Origin of the sequence: Enterobacter cloacae complex sp. P43RS, assembly GCF_014930585.1 — a bacterium.
GTDB classification, from domain to species: Bacteria; Pseudomonadota; Gammaproteobacteria; order Enterobacterales; family Enterobacteriaceae; genus Enterobacter; species Enterobacter bugandensis.
Window position 1 is genome coordinate 155,095 of record NZ_JADBRJ010000008.1, and the last position, 21,107, is coordinate 176,201.

General features: G+C 56.4%; 17 protein-coding genes. 10 read left to right on the forward strand and 7 right to left on the reverse strand.

What is annotated here, in order from left to right; translation table 11 throughout:
* Position 1: 1 nt before the first annotated feature.
* Entirely contained in the window at positions 2 to 1,687 is a 1,686-nt protein-coding gene (gene fruA / locus IM294_RS17060) for a PTS fructose transporter subunit IIBC (RefSeq protein WP_049137307.1), read from the forward strand.
* 46 nt (positions 1,688 to 1,733) lie between these two features.
* Here fruA and nfo read toward each other — a convergent pair whose 3' ends face one another.
* A complete protein-coding gene (nfo, locus tag IM294_RS17065) occupies positions 1,734 to 2,591 on the reverse strand; it encodes a deoxyribonuclease IV (protein WP_041909003.1) in 858 nt (285 codons plus the stop codon).
* A gap of 64 nt (positions 2,592 to 2,655) precedes the next feature.
* Complete coding sequence (locus IM294_RS17070; RefSeq protein WP_126818206.1) at positions 2,656 to 3,702, reverse strand: YeiH family protein; 1,047 nt, start codon at positions 3,700 to 3,702, stop codon at positions 2,656 to 2,658.
* Positions 3,703 to 3,799: 97 nt separating this feature from the next.
* Between IM294_RS17070 and yieE the strand changes: the two genes are divergently transcribed.
* The gene (gene yieE, locus IM294_RS17075) at positions 3,800 to 4,666 is read left to right on the forward strand and encodes a DNA-binding transcriptional regulator YeiE (RefSeq protein ID WP_045629869.1); all 867 of its coding nucleotides are present in this window, start codon (positions 3,800 to 3,802) and stop codon (positions 4,664 to 4,666) included.
* A 158-nt stretch (positions 4,667 to 4,824) separates the two neighbouring features.
* On the forward strand, positions 4,825 to 6,294 hold the full coding sequence (locus tag IM294_RS17080; RefSeq protein WP_028013865.1) for an amino acid permease: 1,470 nt from the start codon (positions 4,825 to 4,827) through the stop codon (positions 6,292 to 6,294).
* Between the two features lie 54 nt (positions 6,295 to 6,348).
* On the opposite strand, the gene IM294_RS17085 is transcribed toward IM294_RS17080, so the two are convergent.
* Both IM294_RS17085 and fghA read right to left on the reverse strand, forming a co-directional pair.
* Positions 6,349 to 8,334: a ligand-gated channel protein gene (locus IM294_RS17085; protein ID WP_126300529.1), complete on the reverse strand. Its 1,986-nt coding sequence runs from the start codon at positions 8,332 to 8,334 to the stop codon at positions 6,349 to 6,351.
* Positions 8,335 to 8,602: 268 nt separating this feature from the next.
* Positions 8,603 to 9,430 (reverse strand): S-formylglutathione hydrolase, encoded by an 828-nt coding sequence (gene fghA, locus IM294_RS17090; RefSeq protein WP_126818207.1) that lies wholly within the window; start codon positions 9,428 to 9,430, stop codon positions 8,603 to 8,605.
* A 138-nt stretch (positions 9,431 to 9,568) separates the two neighbouring features.
* On the opposite strand from fghA, the gene IM294_RS17095 reads away from it, so the two are divergent.
* From IM294_RS17095 to mglC, 7 genes are all read left to right on the forward strand, one after another.
* Complete coding sequence (locus tag IM294_RS17095) at positions 9,569 to 10,717, forward strand: YbfB/YjiJ family MFS transporter (protein WP_045259730.1); 1,149 nt, start codon at positions 9,569 to 9,571, stop codon at positions 10,715 to 10,717.
* Positions 10,718 to 10,819: 102 nt separating this feature from the next.
* Positions 10,820 to 11,488 carry a GTP cyclohydrolase I FolE gene (folE, locus tag IM294_RS17100; RefSeq protein ID WP_023330924.1) on the forward strand — a complete coding sequence of 223 codons (669 nt, stop codon included), beginning with the start codon at positions 10,820 to 10,822 and terminating at the stop codon, positions 11,486 to 11,488.
* An 18-nt stretch (positions 11,489 to 11,506) separates the two neighbouring features.
* A complete protein-coding gene (yeiB, locus tag IM294_RS17105; protein WP_045259731.1) occupies positions 11,507 to 12,664 on the forward strand; it encodes a DUF418 domain-containing protein YeiB in 1,158 nt (385 codons plus the stop codon).
* Positions 12,665 to 12,819: 155 nt separating this feature from the next.
* The gene (gene galS, locus IM294_RS17110) at positions 12,820 to 13,842 is read left to right on the forward strand and encodes an HTH-type transcriptional regulator GalS (protein ID WP_048960194.1); all 1,023 of its coding nucleotides are present in this window, start codon (positions 12,820 to 12,822) and stop codon (positions 13,840 to 13,842) included.
* Positions 13,843 to 14,136: 294 nt separating this feature from the next.
* The gene (mglB, locus tag IM294_RS17115; protein WP_008500923.1) at positions 14,137 to 15,135 is read left to right on the forward strand and encodes a galactose/glucose ABC transporter substrate-binding protein MglB; all 999 of its coding nucleotides are present in this window, start codon (positions 14,137 to 14,139) and stop codon (positions 15,133 to 15,135) included.
* A 79-nt stretch (positions 15,136 to 15,214) separates the two neighbouring features.
* On the forward strand, positions 15,215 to 16,735 hold the full coding sequence (gene mglA / locus IM294_RS17120) for a galactose/methyl galactoside ABC transporter ATP-binding protein MglA (RefSeq protein ID WP_028013859.1): 1,521 nt from the start codon (positions 15,215 to 15,217) through the stop codon (positions 16,733 to 16,735).
* A 15-nt stretch (positions 16,736 to 16,750) separates the two neighbouring features.
* A complete protein-coding gene (gene mglC, locus IM294_RS17125; RefSeq protein WP_013097952.1) occupies positions 16,751 to 17,761 on the forward strand; it encodes a galactose/methyl galactoside ABC transporter permease MglC in 1,011 nt (336 codons plus the stop codon).
* Between the two features lie 49 nt (positions 17,762 to 17,810).
* Here the strand turns inward: mglC and IM294_RS17130 are convergent, their stop codons facing one another.
* From IM294_RS17130 to cdd, 3 genes are all read right to left on the reverse strand, one after another.
* Positions 17,811 to 19,199: a glutamine synthetase family protein gene (locus IM294_RS17130; RefSeq protein ID WP_126818260.1), complete on the reverse strand. Its 1,389-nt coding sequence runs from the start codon at positions 19,197 to 19,199 to the stop codon at positions 17,811 to 17,813.
* A 121-nt stretch (positions 19,200 to 19,320) separates the two neighbouring features.
* Positions 19,321 to 20,040, reverse strand: a complete 720-nt coding sequence (gene sanA / locus IM294_RS17135) for an outer membrane permeability protein SanA (RefSeq protein ID WP_028013857.1) — start codon at positions 20,038 to 20,040, stop codon at positions 19,321 to 19,323.
* A 126-nt stretch (positions 20,041 to 20,166) separates the two neighbouring features.
* Positions 20,167 to 21,051: a cytidine deaminase gene (gene cdd, locus IM294_RS17140; protein WP_048958063.1), complete on the reverse strand. Its 885-nt coding sequence runs from the start codon at positions 21,049 to 21,051 to the stop codon at positions 20,167 to 20,169.
* Positions 21,052 to 21,107: the final 56 nt, after the last annotated feature.

Sequence of the window (21,107 nt, forward strand, 5' to 3'; positions counted from 1 at the left end):
AATGAAAACGCTGCTGATCATTGACTCCGGTCTCGGACAGGCTCGCGCCTACATGGCGAAGACCCTGCTGGGCGCGGCGGCACAAAAAGCACACCTGGACATCATTGATAACCCAGGCGATGCCGAACTGGCGATTGTCCTGGGCGATAAAATTCCCGCTGACAGCGCGCTGAACGGCAAAAAAGTGTGGCTGGGCGATATTAATCGCGCGGTGGCACACCCGGAACTGTTCCTGAGCGAAGCGAAAGGTCACGCGACAGTCTACAGCGCGCCTGTCGCAGCGGCTCCGGCTGCGGCCTCGGGTCCGAAACGTGTTGTCGCGGTCACGGCCTGCCCGACGGGCGTGGCGCACACCTTTATGGCGGCTGAAGCCATTGAAACCGAAGCGAAAAAACGCGGCTGGTGGGTGAAGGTTGAAACCCGTGGCTCCGTGGGGGCGGGCAATGCCATTACGCCGGAAGAGGTCGCTGAGGCCGATCTGGTGATTGTGGCGGCAGATATCGAAGTGGATCTGGCGAAATTTGCCGGCAAACCGATGTACCGCACCTCTACCGGCCTGGCGCTGAAAAAGACCGCGCAGGAGTTTGATAAGGCCCTGGCAGAAGCCAAACCGTATCAGGCCACCGGTGCAGCAAAAACGCCGACCGAAGGCAAAAAAGAGTCTGCGGGCGCATACCGTCACCTGCTGACCGGCGTGTCCTACATGCTGCCGATGGTGGTTGCGGGCGGCCTGTGTATCGCACTGTCGTTCGCGTTTGGTATTACGGCATTTAAAGAAGAAGGGACGCTTGCGGCTGCGCTGATGCAGATCGGCGGCGGTTCAGCGTTCGCGCTGATGGTGCCAGTGCTGGCGGGCTTTATCGCCTTCTCCATTGCTGACCGTCCGGGTCTGACCCCTGGTCTTATCGGCGGTATGCTGGCGGTGAGCACCGGCTCCGGCTTTATTGGCGGTATCATCGCCGGTTTCCTCGCGGGTTACGTCGCGAAGCTGATTAGCTCGAAGCTGAAGCTGCCGCAGAGTATGGAGGCGCTGAAGCCAATCCTGATCATTCCGCTCATCTCCAGCCTGGTGGTCGGTCTGGCGATGATCTACCTGATTGGTAAGCCGGTTGCGGGTATCCTGGCGGGCCTGACCCACTGGCTGCAAACCATGGGCACGGCGAACGCGGTGCTGCTGGGCGCAATCCTCGGCGGCATGATGTGTACCGACATGGGTGGCCCGGTGAACAAAGCGGCATACGCCTTTGGCGTTGGCCTGCTGAGTACCCAGACTTACGCGCCGATGGCGGCGATCATGGCGGCCGGTATGGTGCCACCGCTGGCGCTTGGCCTGGCGACGATTATTGCCCGTCGTAAGTTCGACAAAGCGCAGCAGGAAGGCGGTAAAGCGGCGCTGGTGCTGGGCCTGTGCTTCATCACCGAAGGTGCGATTCCGTTCGCGGCGCGTGACCCAATGCGTGTTCTGCCGTGCTGCATCGTCGGCGGCGCGGTAACGGGTGCCATCTCCATGGCGATTGGCGCGAAGCTGATGGCGCCGCACGGCGGTCTGTTCGTCCTGCTGATCCCTGGCGCCATCACCCCGGTACTGGGTTATCTGCTGGCGATTATTGCCGGTACGCTGGTGGCAGGCCTGTCTTACGCGGTGCTGAAACGTCCGGAAGCGGAAGTTGTGGCAAAAGCAGCGTAAGCACTAAGCAATAAAAAAGCCGGGTGCTAATGCAACCCGGCTTTTTTTATGCCGCCTGTTCTGCGGTTTGCTGCGCCTTCAGCCAGGCAATCTCCTCCGCCCAGATATCCGGATTGATGGTTTCCAGCACCATCGGAATACCGTCGAAGCGGGCGTCCTGCATAATAAAGCGGAAGGCATCGTGACCGATATTGCCTTCGCCCAGGCTGTGGTGGCGGTCAACGCGGCTGCCGAACGCGCTTTTCGCATCGTTCAGGTGCATACCGCGAAGATATTTAAAGCCAACAACGCGCTCGAACTCCTCGAAAGTATTTTTCGTTGCCTCGGTTGTGCGCAGGTCATACCCGGCGGCAAACGCGTGGCAGGTATCAATGCACACGCCCACGCGAGACTTATCTTCCACGCCGTCAATGATTGCCGCCAGATGTTCAAACCTAAAGCCGAGGTTGCTGCCCTGACCAGCCGTGTTTTCAATCACTGCGGTGACGCCTTTGGTCTTATCCAGCGTCATGTTGATGGATTCGGCAATGCGCGCCAGACAGGCATCTTCATCAATCTGCATCAGATGACTACCCGGATGGAAGTTCAGCAGCGTCAGCCCGAGCTGTTCGCAGCGCTGCACTTCATCAAGGAACGCCTCGCGGGACTTATCCAGCGCTTCCTGCACCGGATGCCCGAGGTTAATCAGATAGCTGTCGTGGGGAAGGATCTGGCCCGGCCCGTAATGGTATTTTTCACAGGCGGCTTTGAAATCGTCAATGACCTCAGCGGTGAGCGGCGCGGCGCGCCACTGGCGCTGGTTTTTGGTGAACAGGGCGAAAGCGGTCGCCTCAATTTCGGCGGCGCGAATGGCGGCATTCGCCAGGCCACCTGCAGCGCTGACGTGCGCTCCAACGTATTTCATAAAAAAACTCCTGTTAACCCGAAACGCTTATGATAGCGGGTTAACAGGAGAAGGACGAGATGGTTTATGCCATCAGGCTGTGCACGGCGAGGTTAATCGCACCGCCGCCGACAATCAGCCAGATGAAGAGCACCAGCGCCATCAGCAGCGGCTTCGCACCGGCTTTTTTCAGCGCGCTGACGTGCGTGGTCACCCCCAGCGCCGCCATCGCCATCGCCAGCAGCACCGTATCCAGCGTCTCCAGCATCTCCACTACCGCTTTTGGCAGCAGGTGGAAGGAGTTAAAGATAGCGACCACGATGAACAGGATCGCAAACCACGGAATGGTGATTTTGCTCTTCTCGCTGCCGCCAGCCGGTGCCAGCTGTTTAACACGGGCCGCGAGGAAAATCAGGAACGGGGCCAGCATCATCACGCGCAGCATTTTGGCAATGACCGCCGCGTTTTCCGCTTCCGGGTTAATGGCGTGACCTGCCGCCACCACCTGCGCCACTTCGTGCATGGTTGAGCCAATATAGATGCCGTAGGTTTCCGGGCTAAACCAGTGCGCCACCAGCGGGTACATGGCCGGATACAGGAAGATTGCCAGCGTACCGAAGATAACCACCGTCGCGACCGCCACCGTCACTTTACTGGCTTCGGCTTTAACGACGGGTTCTGTTGCCAGCACTGCCGCCGCGCCGCAGATGCTGCTGCCTGCGCCGATTAACCAGCTGGTTTGCTTATCCAGGCCAAACACTTTCTGACCGATAAAGCACGCCAGTAAAAAGGTGCTGGTCAGCGTCAGGACGTCGATGGCAATCCCGCTGACGCCCACGTCCGCAATCTGCGAAAAGGTGAGACGGAAGCCGTAAAGGATAATCCCGAGACGTAATAAATGCTGCTTGGCGAAAATCACGCCGCCGTCACAGGATTTCCAGATATGGGGGTAAACGGTGTTCCCGACCACCATGCCGAGCAAAATGGCCAGCGTTAACGCGCTGAACCCTGCACCGGCCACTGCCGGAATACTGCCGCCCCATAAGGCCACGCCGGTGACGACGGCGCTGAGCGCAAGGCCGGGCACGAAGTGCCACACTGTACGATGATGTTGTAAGGTGATTTCTGACATAACCTTCTCCTTTGTCTGGCTAAAGGTTACGGCGCGCTGGCTTAAAAATAAAATTGATTATATATTTATAATCAATCTTTATAAGTGGTAAGCAACCATGCACATTACATTGCGTCAGCTGGAAGTGTTTGCCGAGGTGCTGAAAAGCGGCTCGACGACCCAGGCGTCACAAATGCTGGCACTCTCGCAGTCTGCCGTCAGCGCGGCGTTGACCGATCTCGAAGGTCAGCTGGGCGTCCAGCTGTTTGACAGGGTAGGGAAGCGACTGGTGGTCAACGAACATGGCCGCCTGCTTTACCCGCGCGCGCTGGCGCTGCTGGAGCAGGCTATTGAAATCGAGCAACTGTTCCGCGAGGACAACGGCGCGATCCGCGTATTTGCCAGCAGCACCATCGGCAACTACATCCTGCCGGAAGTGATTGCCCGCTACCGCCGGGATTTCCCGACCCTGCCGCTGGAGATGAGCGTGGGTAACAGCCAGGACGTGATCAACGCGGTGATTGATTTCCGCGTGGATATCGGACTTATCGAAGGTCCTTGCCACAACGTCGATATCATTGCCGAGCCCTGGCTGGAGGATGAGCTGGTGGTGTTTGCGTCTCCGGCCTCGTCGTTATTGCAGGGCGAGGTGACGCTGGAGCGGCTGGCGCAGGCGCAGTGGATCCTCCGCGAGCAGGGTTCCGGCACGCGCGAGATTGTCGACTACCTGCTGCTGTCGCATCTGCCGCATTTCCAGCTGGGAATGGAGCTGGGAAACTCAGAGGCGATTAAGCACGCGGTGCGTCATGGCCTGGGCATCAGCTGTCTTTCCCGGCGGGTGATTGCCGAACAGCTGGAGACCGGATCGCTGGTGGAAATCCCCGTTCCGCTGCCAAAACTGGTGCGCACGCTGTGGTGCATCCACCATCGTCAGAAACACTTGTCCAGTTCGCTGCAGCGTTTTCTGCGCTACTGCGAGATGTAAAAGCGCCCCTCACCCCAAAGGGGAGAGGGAAAAATAATGCGTTACTTATAATCCTGGACGCGTCATGAAGCTCTCTTATAACAGGGTATTTCTGCCGGAAGGAACGCAGATCGTCTGCTACAATCGCGCCTCATTTATTAAATGGACAGCATTTTCACATGGTTTCAGAAACTAAAACCACAGAAGCGCCCACGCTACGTCGTGAACTCAAGGCGCGTCACCTGACGATGATCGCCATTGGCGGCTCAATCGGTACAGGTCTTTTCGTTGCCTCTGGCGCAACGATTTCGGCAGCCGGCCCGGGTGGGGCATTATTCTCTTATATCCTGATTGGCCTGATGGTTTATTTCCTGATGACCAGCCTGGGCGAACTGGCGGCATACATGCCGGTGTCAGGTTCGTTTTCGACCTACGGACAAAAATACGTTGAGGAAGGCTTCGGCTTCGCGCTGGGCTGGAACTACTGGTACAATTGGGCCGTCACCATCGCCGTGGACCTCGTCGCCGCGCAGCTGGTGATGACCTGGTGGTTCCCGGACACGCCGGGCTGGATCTGGAGCGCCCTGTTCCTCGCCGTCATCTTCCTGCTGAACTACATCTCCGTGCGCGGCTTTGGCGAAGCGGAATACTGGTTCTCTTTGATCAAAGTGGCAACCGTCATCATCTTTATCGTCGTCGGCGTGGCGATGATCGTGGGTATTTTCAAAGGGGCTGAACCTGCGGGCTGGAGTAACTGGACCATCGGCGATGCGCCGTTTGCCGGGGGCTTCTCGGCGATGATTGGCGTGGCGATGATTGTCGGCTTCTCCTTCCAGGGCACGGAGCTGATTGGTATCGCGGCCGGTGAATCCGAAAACCCGGAGAAGAACATTCCGCGCGCGGTGCGTCAGGTGTTCTGGCGTATCCTGCTGTTCTACGTGTTCGCTATTTTGATTATCAGCCTGATCATTCCGTATACCGATCCAAGCCTGCTGCGTAACGACGTGAAAGACATCAGCGTCAGCCCGTTCACCCTGGTCTTCCAGCACGCGGGCCTGCTCTCAGCGGCGGCGGTAATGAATGCGGTGATCCTGACGGCGGTGCTGTCGGCGGGTAACTCCGGCATGTACGCCTCCACCCGTATGCTTTATACCCTGGCCTGCGACGGCAAAGCGCCGCGCATTTTCTCGAAACTGTCCCGCGGCGGTGTACCGCGCAACGCGCTGTATGCCACCACGGTGATTGCCGGCCTGTGCTTCCTGACCTCCATGTTCGGCAACCAGACGGTGTACCTGTGGCTGCTTAACACCTCCGGGATGACGGGCTTTATCGCCTGGCTGGGCATTGCCATCAGCCACTACCGTTTCCGTCGCGGCTACGTCATGCAGGGTCATGACCTGAATAACCTGCCGTACCGTTCAGGGTTCTTCCCGCTGGGGCCGATTTTCGCCTTCGTTCTGTGCCTGATCATTACTCTGGGTCAGAACTATGAGGCCTTCCTTGCGGACACCATTGACTGGGGTGCCGTCACGGCGACCTACATTGGTATTCCGCTGTTCCTGATCATCTGGTTTGGCTACAAACTGACGAAAGGAACCCGCTTCGTTCGCTACAGTGAAATGGATTTCCCGGAACGATTTAAACAATAACCGCGCTTCCTCTCTTTCAGCCCGCTCAACCGAGCGGGCTTTTTTATGGGCAGATCAGAAGCTGTAGGTCATGCCAACCGTATAGCGACGCCCGTCCAGCACGGTGTCATACGTGTCGTAGTCAATCTGCTTATCCAGCACGTTATACACACCGGCGGTAACCAGCAGGTTTTTGTTCGCGTTGTAGCGCAGGCCGACATCAACCTGAGTGTAGGACGGTGTGCCCTGGGACATTGACGTGCGGCTCAGGTACTCAGACGTTTTACCGCGAAGGTTCAGACGGCTCCAGAAACCTACGTCGGGTGTCGCCTGCCAGTCCAGGGTGGTGTTGAACATGTGCTTCGGCATCTTGTTCAGCGGCTTGCCTGAGAACTGACCGCTCTTCTGCTCAGATTCGGTATAGGTATAGTTTGCGGTCCAGTTTACATCGCGCGAGATTTTCCAGCCGAAGGAGGACTCCACGCCGCGCATGTTGGCTTTGTCCACGTTAACGCGGTCGCTCACGAAATCATAGCTGTGATCGCCAATCGTACAGGCGGGATCGGCGCTGCTGTTACAGCGGCGAACTTCCGTAATCTTGTCCTTGAAGTCGGTATTAAACAGCGTCACGCCGGCATTCAGGTTATCGTTGTTATCCCAGAGCAGGGCGAGCTCTTCGCTCAGGCTCTTCTCTGGTTTCAGATCCGGGTTGCCAACGATGATACCGTCAAGACGGCCGCCACCCGTTACCTGGCCCCAACTGGCAGACGACTGCCGCAGATCCGGCGCACGATAGCCAGCCGAAACCCCGCCTTTCAACGTCCAGTGATCGGCCAGGTGCCATACGCCGTAACCGCGCGGCGTCCAGTTCGTCCCGTAGTTTTGGTCTTTGTCCATACGCAGGCCGCCGGTCAATGTAAAGCTTTCCGTCATTGACCATTCATCTTCGGCAAACAGGGCCCAGCTCCAGCGCGTCAGTTTGTTCAGGCCGTCCGCAGCTTCCAGCTGATTGCCCTCGTCGCGCAGTTTCTCATACCGATACTGCCCGCCGAGGGTCAACGTATGATCGCCGAGGAAAATCTGGTTCTGGTTGTTGAAGGTGGTGTTATACGAGCGCATTTTGCGACCTGGATTATTGGTCTCTTCCTGCTGGATATAGCTGGTGGTATTGAAGTCGTCGTAATACCCGCTGTGGGTTAAGGAGTAAGTTGTGTGCTCATAGCGTGAGTCGCTTTTAGTATTTGGCGTACAGGTCGTTCCCCGGCAGGTTTCAGCCGCTTTCGACATCCCTGGCGTGCTGTTTCTGTCCTGAAGCTCGCGAGCAAAATCAAGATCGAAATCGTTCTTCTCATCCGGGGTGAAGTTCAGGGTAATGCCACCGTTACGCATTTTCTGCTCGTTATACCCGTTCACGATTTTATCTTCGGCGCGGCGTGACAACAGCCCCGTCACTTTTGCGCCAAGCAGACCGTCAATCAGCGGACCAGAAGCGTAGGCGTTGGTCTGGAAGATATCGCCGGAATCATGGTTTTCCTGGAAGGTTGCATCGCCGTGCAACGAACCGGTCCAGGCTTTAGTGTTTGAGACTTTTTTGGTAATAACGTTGATGACGCCACCCATCGCATCGGAGCCGTAAAGTGAGGACATCGGGCCGCGGATAACCTCAATGCGCTCAATGGACTCCAGCGGCGGCAGCCAGCCTTGTTCAATACCCGAGTTGTCGCTGTTTGGGCGGGTGCTTCGCGTACTGACGCGTTTGCCGTTCACGAGGAACAAGGTGTACTGAGATGCCATGCCGCGAATGCTGATATCACTGCTACTCCCGCCGCCGGTGACGACCACGCCCGGGACGTCTCTCAGGGCATCGGTAACATCACGGTAGGCTTTATCTTCAATCTGCTGTTTCGAAATAACAGAGATGGAGGCGGGGGCATTCTGGATCTTTTGTTCAAAACCCGTCGCGGTGACGACAACGGTGTCCTGATCGGCTGCGTGAACGAGAGGGGTGAATGTGGCAGCGCCAACGGCGACGGCCAGGAGCTTAATGCGGGGTATTGTCATTTGTACATTCCGTATAAAAATGAATAAAACTCCATCGGGATAACCCTGAGAACTGTATGTTTTTGTCTTTTAAGAACTCTTTAAGATGGAGAAGAGCCTGAAATTGTACAAAAGAATGAAGAATTGTAAACACAAATGATAATTGAAATCATTTGTGTTTGAGGAGAGTGAAAGGAAACCAGCCTGGATTCAAGCGGATAGAACTATGTAAATGAGGGGGAGGGGAAAGGCCCGGTATGCAGGAGGCTACCGGGCAAAAAGGCTGAACTTACCTGAACAGATGTACCGCATGGAAGCGGAGATGATCTTCAATAAAGGACGCCATAAAGTAATAGCTGTGGTCATACCCGGGCTGAATGCGCAGCGTCAGCGGCCAGTCCTTCTGGCGCGCCGCTTCAGCCAGAACCGCAGGCTGTAACTGTCCGGCGAGGAACTGATCCGCATCACCCTGGTCGATAAGCATCGGAATCGCATCTTCCGTCCGGCTTGCCAGCATCAGCGCGCAGCTGTCCCATTCCTGCCATTTCTCTTCATCTTTACCCAGATAGTTTGTGAAAGCTTTTTGTCCCCACGGCACCTGCGTTGGGTTCACAATCGGCGCGAACGCAGAGACGCTGGTGTATTTCCCCGGGTTTTTCAGCGCCATGATTAACGCCCCGTGCCCGCCCATGGAGTGGCCGCTGATGGCGCAGCGGTCGCGCACCGTAAATTCGGCCTTAATCAGCGCTGGCAGCTCGTCGCGAATGTAGTCATACATGCGGTAATGGCTCGCCCACGGCTGCTCGGTGGCGTTGAGATAAAATCCGGCACCTTTGCCCAGATCGTACCCGGCATCGTCCGCCACATCATCGCCGCGCGGGCTGGTGTCGGGCATCACCAGCGCAATGCCCAGCTCGGCCGCAATACGCTGCGCGCCCGCTTTGGTAGTGAAGTTTTCGTCATTACACGTCAGGCCTGAAAGCCAGAACAGAACCGGCGGATTTTCCGTCGGGGGCAGGAAAATGCTGAACGTCATAGCACAGTTCAGCGTGGTGGAGTCGTGCCGCCAGCGCTGCTGTCGACCTTCAAAACAACGGTGCTCTTCGAGCAGTTCCATGCAGGGCTCCTTAATGAGAATAGCTATTCATTAGAGCCATAATACAGCGTTTTCATTTACCTGTGAGCAACTTTCACTTTCGCGGAGCGGCGAGATGCTGCATCATAAATTTACTTTTCTTTAACAATTGGAGCGGTCATGGCGCTGCGTATTGCGCTTAGTGGGTTTGTCGTTCTGGTGGTGGCGATGGGGATAGGGCGCTTCGCCTTTACGCCTCAAGTGCCACTGATGATTGCCGCCGGGCAACTCACGCTCACCAGCGCAGGTCTGGTGGCGGCGATGAATTATCTGGGCTATCTGGTGGGCGCATGGGATGCCATGCGGGCGCACCGCTTTGTTGAAACGCGACTCTGGCTTGGCATCACCGGTGCGGTTGCGCTGACCCTGCTCTCCGCCGCCGCGGATAACGCCGTTGTGCACGGCCTGCTGCGCTTTGTGATTGGCTGCATGAGCGGCTGGTCAATGGTGCTGATTGCCGCCTGGAGCAACGAGCGGCTGGGGCAGCTGGGTAAACCGGGGCTCAGTGCCGCCGTGTTTGCCGGTCCTGGCGCGGGCATCGCCCTGAGCGGCCTGCTCGCGGTCTATATTCAGGCGAAATCCCTTTCGGCCGGTGCGGCGTGGCAAATCTACGGCGTGCTGGCGCTGGTATTGGTCGCGCTGGTGGCGCGCTATCTGCCGCGTTCCGGACAGCTTCATCGACCCGGCAGCGCGCCAGAGCCGCTGTTGCTGACGACGGATCTCAAGCGCCTGGTCTGGAGCTATAGCCTGGCGGGATTTGGCTATATCCTTCCGGCGACCTTCCTTTCGCAAATGGCGGCGGTGCGTTTTCCCGGCAGCCTGTTTGCCCAGTTTGTCTGGCCGATTTTTGGTGCCGCGGCCGTGGTGGGGATTGCGCTCAGCATTCTTTTGCGCCACACCTCAACGGCTAACCGCAGGCTGGCGATAGTGCTGTGGTTACAGGGGGCGGGCGTGCTGGCAGCCTGGCTGCTGCCGGGCATTGGCGGCTTGCTGACGGGCGGGCTGCTGGTCGGCGGCGGGTTCCTCTGCGCGGTGCAGCTCTCTCTTTTATACGGCCGCGAGCTGGCACCGAACCACACGCGCTATATGGCGGGGCTGCTCACCACCGGGTATGCCATCGGGCAATTGGTGGGGCCGGTGACCTCGGCGTTATCAACCTGGCTAACCCACCGTCTGGAGCCTGCGCTGGGGCTGGCTGGCGTTGCGCTGTTTGTCGCGGGTGCCCTGGTCTGGAATCGCCACGCTGAAAGGCAACAGCAATTGCAATAATTATCGTCGTGAATACTGGATTATGTGCGTCGCCTCACGCACAATGAGCGCATACTTTTGCCACAACGAGGGCGAAAGACGCCACACCTGCAGGAGAACAAAATGTCATCACTCAGTAAAGAAGCTGCCCTGGTCCACGAAGCCCTGCTCGCGCGCGGTCTTGAAACGCCACTGCGTCCGCCCGTTCAGGATATGGACAATGAAACCCGTAAAAGTCTGATTTCCGGGCATATGACCGAGATCATGCAACTGCTGAATCTCGATCTGAGCGATGACAGCCTGATGGAGACGCCCAAGCGTATCGCGAAAATGTACGTTGACGAAATTTTCTCCGGACTGGATTACGCCAACTTCCCGAAAATTACCGTCATCGAAAACAAGATGAAGGTGGATGAGATGGTGACGGTCCGTGATATTACGCTGACCAGCACCTGCGAGCACCATTTCGTGACCATCGACGGTAAAGCGACCGTGGCGTATATCCCGAAAGACACGGTGATTGGCCTGTCGAAGATCAACCGTATTGTGCAGTTCTTCGCGCAGCGCCCTCAGGTGCAGGAGCGTCTGACGCAGCAGATCCTGATCGCGCTGCAAACGCTGCTGGGTACCAATAACGTGGCGGTCTCAATTGATGCGGTGCACTACTGCGTGAAAGCCCGCGGCGTGCGTGATGCGACCAGTGCGACCACCACCACCTCGCTGGGTGGCCTGTTTAAATCGAGCCAGAACACCCGCCAGGAGTTCCTGCGCGCCGTGCGTCACCACAACTAATCAAACAGGGCAGGGACCATGGAGCGAAACGTCACGCTCGATTTTGTTCGCGGCGTCGCCATTCTGGGTATCCTGCTGCTGAATATCAGCGCCTTCGGTCTGCCGAAGGCCGCTTACCTCAATCCCGCCTGGTACGGCGACATCACCCGCAGTGATGCCTGGACGTGGGCGATCCTCGACCTGTTTGCTCAGGTTAAATTCCTCACGCTGTTTGCGCTGCTGTTTGGCGCGGGCCTGCAGCTTCTGCTCAAACGCGGCACGCGCTGGATCCAGTCGCGCTTAACGCTGCTGGCAATTCTCGGCTTTATCCACGGCCTGTTCTTCTGGGATGGTGATATTCTTCTCGCTTATGGGTTAGTCGGGCTAATCTGCTGGCGGCTGATTCGCGACGCGCACAGCGTGAAAAGCCTGTTTAACACCGGCGTGATGCTCTATCTCATGGGGCTCGGCGTCCTGCTTTTGCTGGGGCTGATCTCCGGTGACGCGACAAACCGTTCCTGGATCCCGGACGCCGCTAACCTCCAGTACGAGCAGTACTGGAAGCTGAAGGGCGGTACGGAAGCGATAAGCAACCGTGCGGATATGCTGGGCGACAATCTGCTTGCCCTGGGGGCGCAATACGGCTGGCAGCTGGCGGGCATGATGCTGATGGGCGCGTCACTGATGCGCACCGGCTGGCTGAAAGGGGAATTCAGCCTGCGGCACTACCGCCGCACCGGCGCGGGGCTGGTTCTGCTGGGCGTGCTGATTAACCTTCCGGCGGTAATGGCGCAGTGGCACCTTCACTGGGATTACCGCTGGTGCGCGTTCCTGCTGCAGGCGCCGCGTGAATTGAGCGCGCCGTTCCAGACCATCGGCTATGCGGCGCTGATCTATGGTTTCTGGCCACAGCTTTCTCGCCTGTGGATCGTCAGCGCCGTAGCCTGCGTTGGGCGGATGGCGTTAAGCAATTACCTCCTGCAGACGCTGATCTGCACCACGATTTTCTATCGCTTTGGCCTGTTTATGAAATTCGACCGCCTCGGACTACTGGCGTTTGTTATTCCGGTCTGGATAGTAAACCTGGCGTTTTCTGTCATCTGGCTGCGTTATTTCCGCCAGGGACCGCTGGAGTGGGTGTGGCGTCAGTTAACCGCACATGCTTCGGGGGTATCATTGAGTAATACATCCAGATAACGATCTGGATCACAATCATTAACAAAACGGATGTAAGCGTTTTCATGAGTGTGAGCTTCTTCACGTAGTCCCCTTTCTCTCGCTGCCAAAATAGCCACCTTGCTAAACACAGGGGGTGTCTGTGAGTTGCTGCAATTCTTTGAAGGATGGTGAATATGATCACCATTCGTGACGTCGCCCGTCTGGCGGGCGTTTCTGTGGCTACCGTCTCCCGCGTGCTGAACAACAGCGCGCTGGTCAGCCCTGAAACCCGTGAAACCGTAATGAAAGCCGTGACTCAACTCGGGTACCGGCCAAATGCCAACGCGCAGGCGCTGGCAACACAGGTCAGCGATACCATCGGCGTGGTGGTAATGGATGTCTCGGACGCCTTTTTCGGTGCGCTGGTGAAAGCGGTCGATGTGGTCGCCCAGCAGCATCAGAAATACGTGCTGATTGGCAACAGCTATCACGAGGCGGAAAAGGAGCGTTATGCCATTGAAGTGCTGATCCGCCAGCGCTGCAACGCCCTGATTGTTCACTCAAAAGCCTTAAGCGATGAAGAGCTGGTCGGGTTTATGGAGCAGATCCCGGGCATGGTGTTAATCAACCGCATCGTCCCGGGCTATGCCCACCGCTGTGTCGGGCTGGATAACGTCAGCGGCGCCATGATGGCCACCAAAATGCTCATCAATAACGGCCATCAGCGGATCGGCTATCTGGCCTCCAGCCATCACATTGAAGATGACGAGCTGCGGCGTGAGGGGTGGCAAAACGCCCTGAAAGAGCACGGTATTACGCCATCAGAAAGCTGGATTGGCACCGGCACGCCGGATATGCAGGGCGGTGAGGCGGCAATGGTGGAACTGCTGGGCCGTAATCTGCAGCTTTCTGCGGTGTTTGCCTATAACGACAGCATGGCGGCAGGCGCGCTGACTGCGCTGAAGGATAACGGCATTGCGGTGCCACAGCATTTGTCATTGATTGGTTTCGATGATATTCCGATTGCCCGTTACACCGACCCGCAGCTGACTACGGTGCGCTATCCCATTGCTTCTATGGCAAAACTGGCGACCGAGCTGGCGTTACAGGGAGCGGCAGGGCTGCTGGATCCGGGGGCAACTCACTGCTTCATGCCGACGCTGGTGCGTCGTCATTCCGTCGCCGCCCGGCAAATTGTGGTTCCGATCACTAACTGATTACACCAGGTGATGTAACCGTTTTCAATCTGTGAGTAAATTCACAGTATCTTAACAAGGCGCTGACTATGATGTCAGCGTTTTAGGGGCTGAAACGCTATGTAACGGTGATTATTCGCTTTCACCATAGCCAATGTGCCGCAAACAACGAATAAAACGCATTTCTGGAGCGTTACCGACCACGGAAGATAGAAATTTTATAAGTGAACGTCGGCTGTCAGTAACGTTTTATTAACACCTGCCTGCCGATCGTTATTCACAAGAACTACCCTGCATAAAAAAACCGGAGATACCATGAATAAGAAGGTGTTGACCCTGTCTGCTGTAATGGCAAGCATGCTTTTTGGTGCAGCAGCGCACGCTGCGGATACCCGTATTGGTGTGACCATCTATAAATACGACGACAACTTCATGTCTGTTGTGCGTAAAGCAATTGAGAAAGATGCGAAAGCAGCGCCAGACGTACAGCTGCTGATGAATGACTCCCAGAACGACCAGTCCAAACAGAACGATCAGATCGACGTTCTGCTGGCTAAAGGCGTTAAGGCCCTGGCGATCAACCTGGTTGACCCGGCTGCAGCAGGCACGGTTATTGAGAAAGCGCGCGGCCAGAACGTGCCAATCGTCTTCTTCAACAAAGAACCTTCCCGTAAAGCGCTGGACAGCTATGACAAAGCGTATTACGTCGGTACTGACTCTAAAGAGTCCGGCATTATTCAGGGCGATCTGATCGCGAAGCACTGGGCGGCGAACCCGAACTGGGACCTGAACAAAGACGGTCAGATCCAGTTCGTGCTGCTGAAAGGCGAACCTGGCCACCCGGATGCTGAAGCGCGTACCACCTATGTTATCAAAGAGCTGAACGACAAGGGCCTGAAAACCCAGCAGCTGGCGTTAGATACCGCGATGTGGGACACCGCTCAGGCGAAAGATAAGATGGACGCCTGGCTGTCTGGCCCGAACGCGAACAAAATCGAAGTGGTCATTGCCAACAACGATGCGATGGCAATGGGTGCGGTTGAAGCGCTGAAAGCCCACAATAAATCGTCCATCCCGGTATTTGGCGTGGATGCCCTGCCGGAAGCGCTGGCGCTGGTTAAATCTGGCGCGATGGCCGGTACCGTTCTGAACGATGCCAACAACCAGGCGAAAGCGACCTTCGATCTGGCGAAAAACCTCGCCGACGGTAAAGGCGCGGCGGATGGCACCAACTGGAAAATTGACAACAAAATCGTTCGCGTGCCTTACGTGGGCGTAGACCAGTCCAACCTGGCTGAGTTTATCGGTAAATAAGATCTTTGTTTTGTCTTCACTGGGCGCAATTCGTTGCGCCCTTTTATAACGCGATATGCGAGGCCAACAAGGTATAATTATGGTCAGCACAACTACTCAGTCGTCCGGTGAATACTTGTTGGAAATGACAGGCGTCAACAAGTCCTTCCCCGGTGTTAAGGCACTCGATAATGTTAATTTAAAAGTCCGTCCTCACTCTATTCATGCATTAATGGGGGAGAACGGTGCGGGTAAATCAACGTTATTAAAATGTCTTTTTGGGATCTATCAAAAAGATTCTGGCAGCATTCTTTTTCAGGGGAAAGAGATCGATTTCCATTCAGCGAAAGAAGCGCTGGAAAACGGTATCTCGATGGTTCACCAGGAATTAAACCTGGTACTGCAACGCTCGGTAATGGATAACATGTGGTTGGGACGTTACCCAACTAAAGGTGTGTTTGTCGATCAGGATAAAATGTATCGCGACACCAAAGCGATTTTCGATGAGCTGGATATTGATATCGATCCGCGCGCCCGCGTGGGGACATTATCCGTTTCCCAGATGCAGATGATCGAAATTGCCAAAGCGTTCTCCTATGATGCGAAAATCGTCATCATGGATGAACCTACCTCGTCATTAACGGAAAAAGAGGTTAATCACCTTTTTACCATTATTCGTAAGCTGAAAGAACGCGGCTGCGGCATTGTGTACATCTCGCACAAAATGGAAGAGATCTTCCAGCTGTGCGATGAAATTACCATCCTGCGCGACGGCCAGTGGATTGCCACGCAGCCGCTTGAAGGGCTGGACATGGACAAGATCATCGCCATGATGGTCGGCCGTTCCCTGAACCAGCGCTTCCCGGACAAAGAGAACAAGCCAGGAGAAGTAATCCTGGAAGTGCGCAATCTGACCTCGCTGCGCCAGCCGTCCATCCGCGATGTTTCTTTCGACCTTCACAAAGGCGAAATTCTTGGCATTGCTGGCCTCGTAGGGGCAAAGCGTACCGACATCGTGGAAACCCTGTTTGGCATCCGCGAGAAGGCCGACGGCACCATCACGCTGCACGGGAAGAAAATTAACAACCATAATGCCAACGAAGCCATTAATAACGGTTTTGCGCTGGTGACGGAAGAACGTCGTTCGACCGGTATTTATGCTTATCTGGATATTAACTTTAACTCGTTAATCTCTAATATTCGCAATTACAAAAACAAAGTCGGGCTGCTGGATAACTCCCGCATGAAGAGCGATACCCAGTGGGTAATTGACTCCATGCGCGTGAAAACGCCTGGCCACCGTACCCAAATCGGTTCGCTTTCCGGTGGTAACCAGCAAAAAGTTATTATTGGCCGTTGGTTATTAACCCAGCCAGAAATTCTGATGCTGGATGAACCGACCCGCGGTATTGACGTCGGCGCGAAGTTTGAAATTTATCAGCTGATTGCCGAGCTGGCGAAAAAGAATAAAGGGATTATTATTATTTCTTCCGAAATGCCGGAACTGTTAGGGATCACGGACCGTATTCTGGTTATGAGCAATGGTCTCGTTGCCGGTATTGTTGACACCAAAACGACAACGCAAAACGAAATTTTGCGTCTTGCGTCTTTGCACCTTTAAGATCAGGGGCTCCTCATGAGTGCGTTAAATAAAAAAAGTTTTCTCACTTACCTGAAAGAAGGCGGTATTTACGTTGTTCTTTTAGTCCTGCTGGCCATTATTATTTTCCAGGACCCTACGTTCTTAAGCCTGCTGAACCTGAGTAATATTCTGACCCAGTCCTCCGTGCGTATCATCATTGCGCTCGGCGTGGCGGGTCTTATCGTCACCCAGGGGACGGACCTTTCTGCCGGTCGTCAGGTCGGCCTGGCGGCGGTTATTGCGGCAACCCTGCTGCAGTCGATGGAAAACGCCAACAAGGTGTTCCCGGAGATGGCGACTATGCCGATTTTCGTGGTGATCCTGATTGTCTGCGCCATCGGGGCGGTGATTGGCCTGATCAACGGTATTATCATCGCTTACCTGAACGTGACGCCATTTATCACCACGCTGGGTACGATGATCATCGTTTATGGTATCAACTCCCTGTACTACGACTTTGTGGGCGCGTCGCCGATTTCGGGCTTTGACAGCGGCTTCTCCACCTTCACGCAGGGGTTTATCGCGCTGGGCAGCTTCCGCCTGTCGTACATTACCTTCTATGCGCTGATTGCGGTGGCGTTCGTCTGGATCCTGTGGAACAAAACGCGCTTCGGTAAAAACATCTTCGCTATCGGTGGTAACCCGGAAGCGGCGAAAGTGTCCGGGGTAAACGTTGCCCTGAACCTGCTGATGATTTACGCGCTGTCCGGTGTGTTCTACGCCTTCGGCGGGATGCTGGAAGCAGGCCGTATCGGCTCCGCAACGAACAACCTTGGCTTCATGTACGAGCTGGATGCGATTGCGGCCTGCGTGGTCGGCGGCGTCTCCTTCAGCGGCGGGGTGGGTACCGTGCTCGGCGTGGTCACCGGTGTGATCATCTTTACCGTCATCAACTACGGGTTGACCTACATTGGCGTGAACCCGTACTGGCAGTACATCATCAAGGGCGCCATCATTATCTTCGCGGTGGCGCTGGATTCACTGAAGTACGCCCGTAAGAAGTAATCGTCACTCGCCATACCCGGCCCGCTCACCGAGCGGGCTTTTTTATGGCCTATGCCAGATGGGACTCTTCTTGCGTCACAATGCGCTCAAACCACTCGAGTTCAGAAAGCTTGCAGGCGACCCACTGTTCGGAAAAGGCGTCGCCCAGGCTGTCGGTGAGATACTGACAGCGGGCGAAGGCCTCAATTGCCTCCTGCTGGAACAGCGGGAGTTCCGGTTGGTCCTGCTGCGGTTCCGGGAGTTCCCCCTCGTCGATATGTTCCAGCCCGTACAGCATGCCGGTCAGGATTGTGGCCGCCACCAGATACGGATTCGCATCGGCTCCGGCCAGTCGGTACTCGATACGACGGTTGCTCTCTTCCGAGCAGGGAATGCGCAGGGCAGCGGAGCGGGTGTTATAGCCCCACGAGTTAAAGACGGGTTCCGTCAGGTTTTTTCGCAGGCGACGAAACGCGTTGACCCCCGGCGCAAGAATGGCGACGGAGGCGGGCATCAGCGCCAGCTGGCCCGCGATGCACAAGCGCATCATGCTGCTCAGCGCGTTCACCGGCGAGGCAAAAACGTTCTCGCCACGGCTGTTGTTAAGGCTGAAATGGATGTGCAAACCGCTGCCGGAGAGCTGGCTGAAAGGCTTAGCCATAAAGTTAGCCTGAAGACCGTGCTTTTCAGCGACATAGCGGGTCAGGCGGCGCAGGGCCAGCACGTTATCACAGACCTCTACGACGCGCTGGCTGTGCTTCAGGTTTAATTCGTACTGTCCGGACTCGGCTTCTGCTACCACCCCTGACAGCGGGATGCGCTGAAGGTGCGCCAGCTGTTCCAGCTCGTCAAAAAGCGCCGCGTGCGCCGACGAGGTGTCCATGTGAAAACAGCCCTGATTTTGCGGATCGCGATCGCCCTGTCCCGTCAGGTAAAACTCGATTTCCGGGGCAATGACCGGGAAAAGGCCGTGCTGGTGGAAGCGGGCCACGACGTTCTGCAGTATCGCGCGTGGCTCAAGCGGGCAGGGGTTACCGTCGCTGTCCTTCATCGTCAACAGGATCTGCGCGGTATGCTCCGGATCCTGCGGACAGGGACGCAGAGAACCGGCGACCGGGACGCACAGCCGGTCGGGTTCATCATAAAGCGGGGCGGCGATTTTTCCCTTCTGATCCATGGAGTAGACGGAAAGCGGAAAATAACAGCCTTTTTCCAGACTCAGCATGCTCTCCACCGTGAGGCGCTTGCCGCGCATCGTGCCGTTGATATCGTTCAGGTAAACGTCAACGTGTTTCGTCTGCGGGTAGCGTTCCAGATAGTCGGCCACTTCCACGGCAATATTGTGCTGCAGGGTGTCAATTTTTTCATCCAGCCAGAGACCAGAATTAAGTGCGCCGGGGAGTGATAATCCGGGAAAGTTAAAGTAAGGGCGGAGACTCTTGAGGAAAAACGCATTCATTATCGAGTTCATAGTCATTCTTCAATGAAGCCGTAGCGGCAGTGAACTCAGGTTAAAAGAGCTGGCGTAAAGGGGGGATAAAAAGCGTCAGTGCCGGCGTAAAGAAAGTATAAAGGCAGGCCTACTTTTTCTCTTTTTTCTGCATATCCAGCAGCTGCTCTGGCGTCACCGCCGGGTAACCCTGCGCGTCTTCCGGCACTTCATGCATCGCCGGAATGGGCACCAGAGGGCCTAAAAAGCGCGGTTCGCGTTTGAAGATATAGAGATCGGCCAGGGCACCAAAGCGGGCACCAAACTCGCGGACGCGCACGCTCAGCATATCTTTCGGCGACGGCACCGCGTAGCACTGGGCCTGAATGCCCATGTGCAGGGCGATAAACAGCGCGCGCTCGCAGTGGAAGCGCTGGGTGATGATGATGAAGTCGTTGGTGTCGAAGACCTTACGGGTCCTCACGATGGAGTCCAGGGTGCGGAACCCGGCGTAGTCGAGCACGATATCGGCAGGGTCCACGCCCGCGGCAATCAAATCCTTCCGCATCGTCACCGGCTCGTTATAGCTTTGCAGCGCGTTATCGCCGCTCAGCAGCAGGTAGTTTACCTTGCCGCTGTTGTAGGCGTTCAGCGCGCCCTGAATGCGGTAGCGGTAATACTGGTTGATCACCCCTGTGCGGTAATACTTGGCGGTGCCGAGCACCACGCCCACCTGACGGTAGGGGAGATCCTGCAGGTCATCAAAGATGTAGGGGGCCGTTTTCCAGCTCATCCAGCGGTCGAGACCCAGCACGATAAACAGCAGTATGCCGACCAGGACAGACAGGCTGTAAAAAACGCGCTTTAACATGGGGATGGCTCGTTCGTGGATGAAATTTAACTCAGGCTACTTTACCCGCCTGGTTAGCGCAAGAAACAGCGACTCAACTGAGGGGTTTTTCAGCAACGTGGCGGACATTTCTGTCCGCCGGAAGGTTTACGCCAGCAGGACGCGGTCGATCGTCGTGCAGCCTAACGCCTTGAGCGTTGCGGCGGTGGCATCCCACTGAATCAGCGGCGCATCGGCCTTTTCGGCCAGAACGGCACGCTGAATGTCCGGATAATCGTAGCCGTTCAGGCTCAGCAGGTTGAGTGCGCCCTGCAGCGGCGGCAGCGTTGGGTTAAACGCGGCGTTTTCCGCATAGCTGCCGGTGAAGATACGGCCATCGCGGCACTGCAGTGCCACGCCGCTCGGGGACTTGCTGTACGGGGTGTGGCTCTTGTTCGCCGCGCGTATAGCCGCCTGGTTCAGGTCATCGCCGGACAGGGCGAAACCGTGATCCTGCTCGTCCATCAGCAGCGTTTTAATCTCAAGATCTTTCGGGCCGAAGGCGTCAGGCAGGTAGTCCCCCAGCGTGTGCGGCGCGCGGCCAGGCAGGTTAATGCGCAGCTGCAGCCCGCTGTTCAACTCGTTCATAAACTGGCGGCAGTGGCCGCATGGGGTGTAATTTACGGTGATGGCGCTCAGGGCTTTCTCACCGCGCAGCCAGGCGTGGCTGATGGCGCTCTGCTCGGCGTGAACGGTCTGCTGCATGGTTGCGCCGAGGAACTCCATGTTCCCGCCGAAGTACCAGGTTCCGCTGACGCCGCGCGCGATGGCGCCGACGTTGAAGTGGGAAAGATCGGCCCGGGCGCAGGCGGCAGCCAGGGGCAGCAGTGCGAAAGCCAGCGCGTCTTCATCCAGCCCGGTTGCCTGTTTAAGCACCGTGACCTGCTCCGCCGTCAGCAGGGCGGGGAAATGTGCATCTGCCAGAACGGGAGCCAGGGCTGACTGCAAATTCTCTGCAAGCTGAGCGAAGGCAGCTTGAAAACGTGGGTGCATGGCGTTTGCCTCATAAAGGTTAATGGATCGGTAGTTTACGGAGCCGTAAGGCCTTT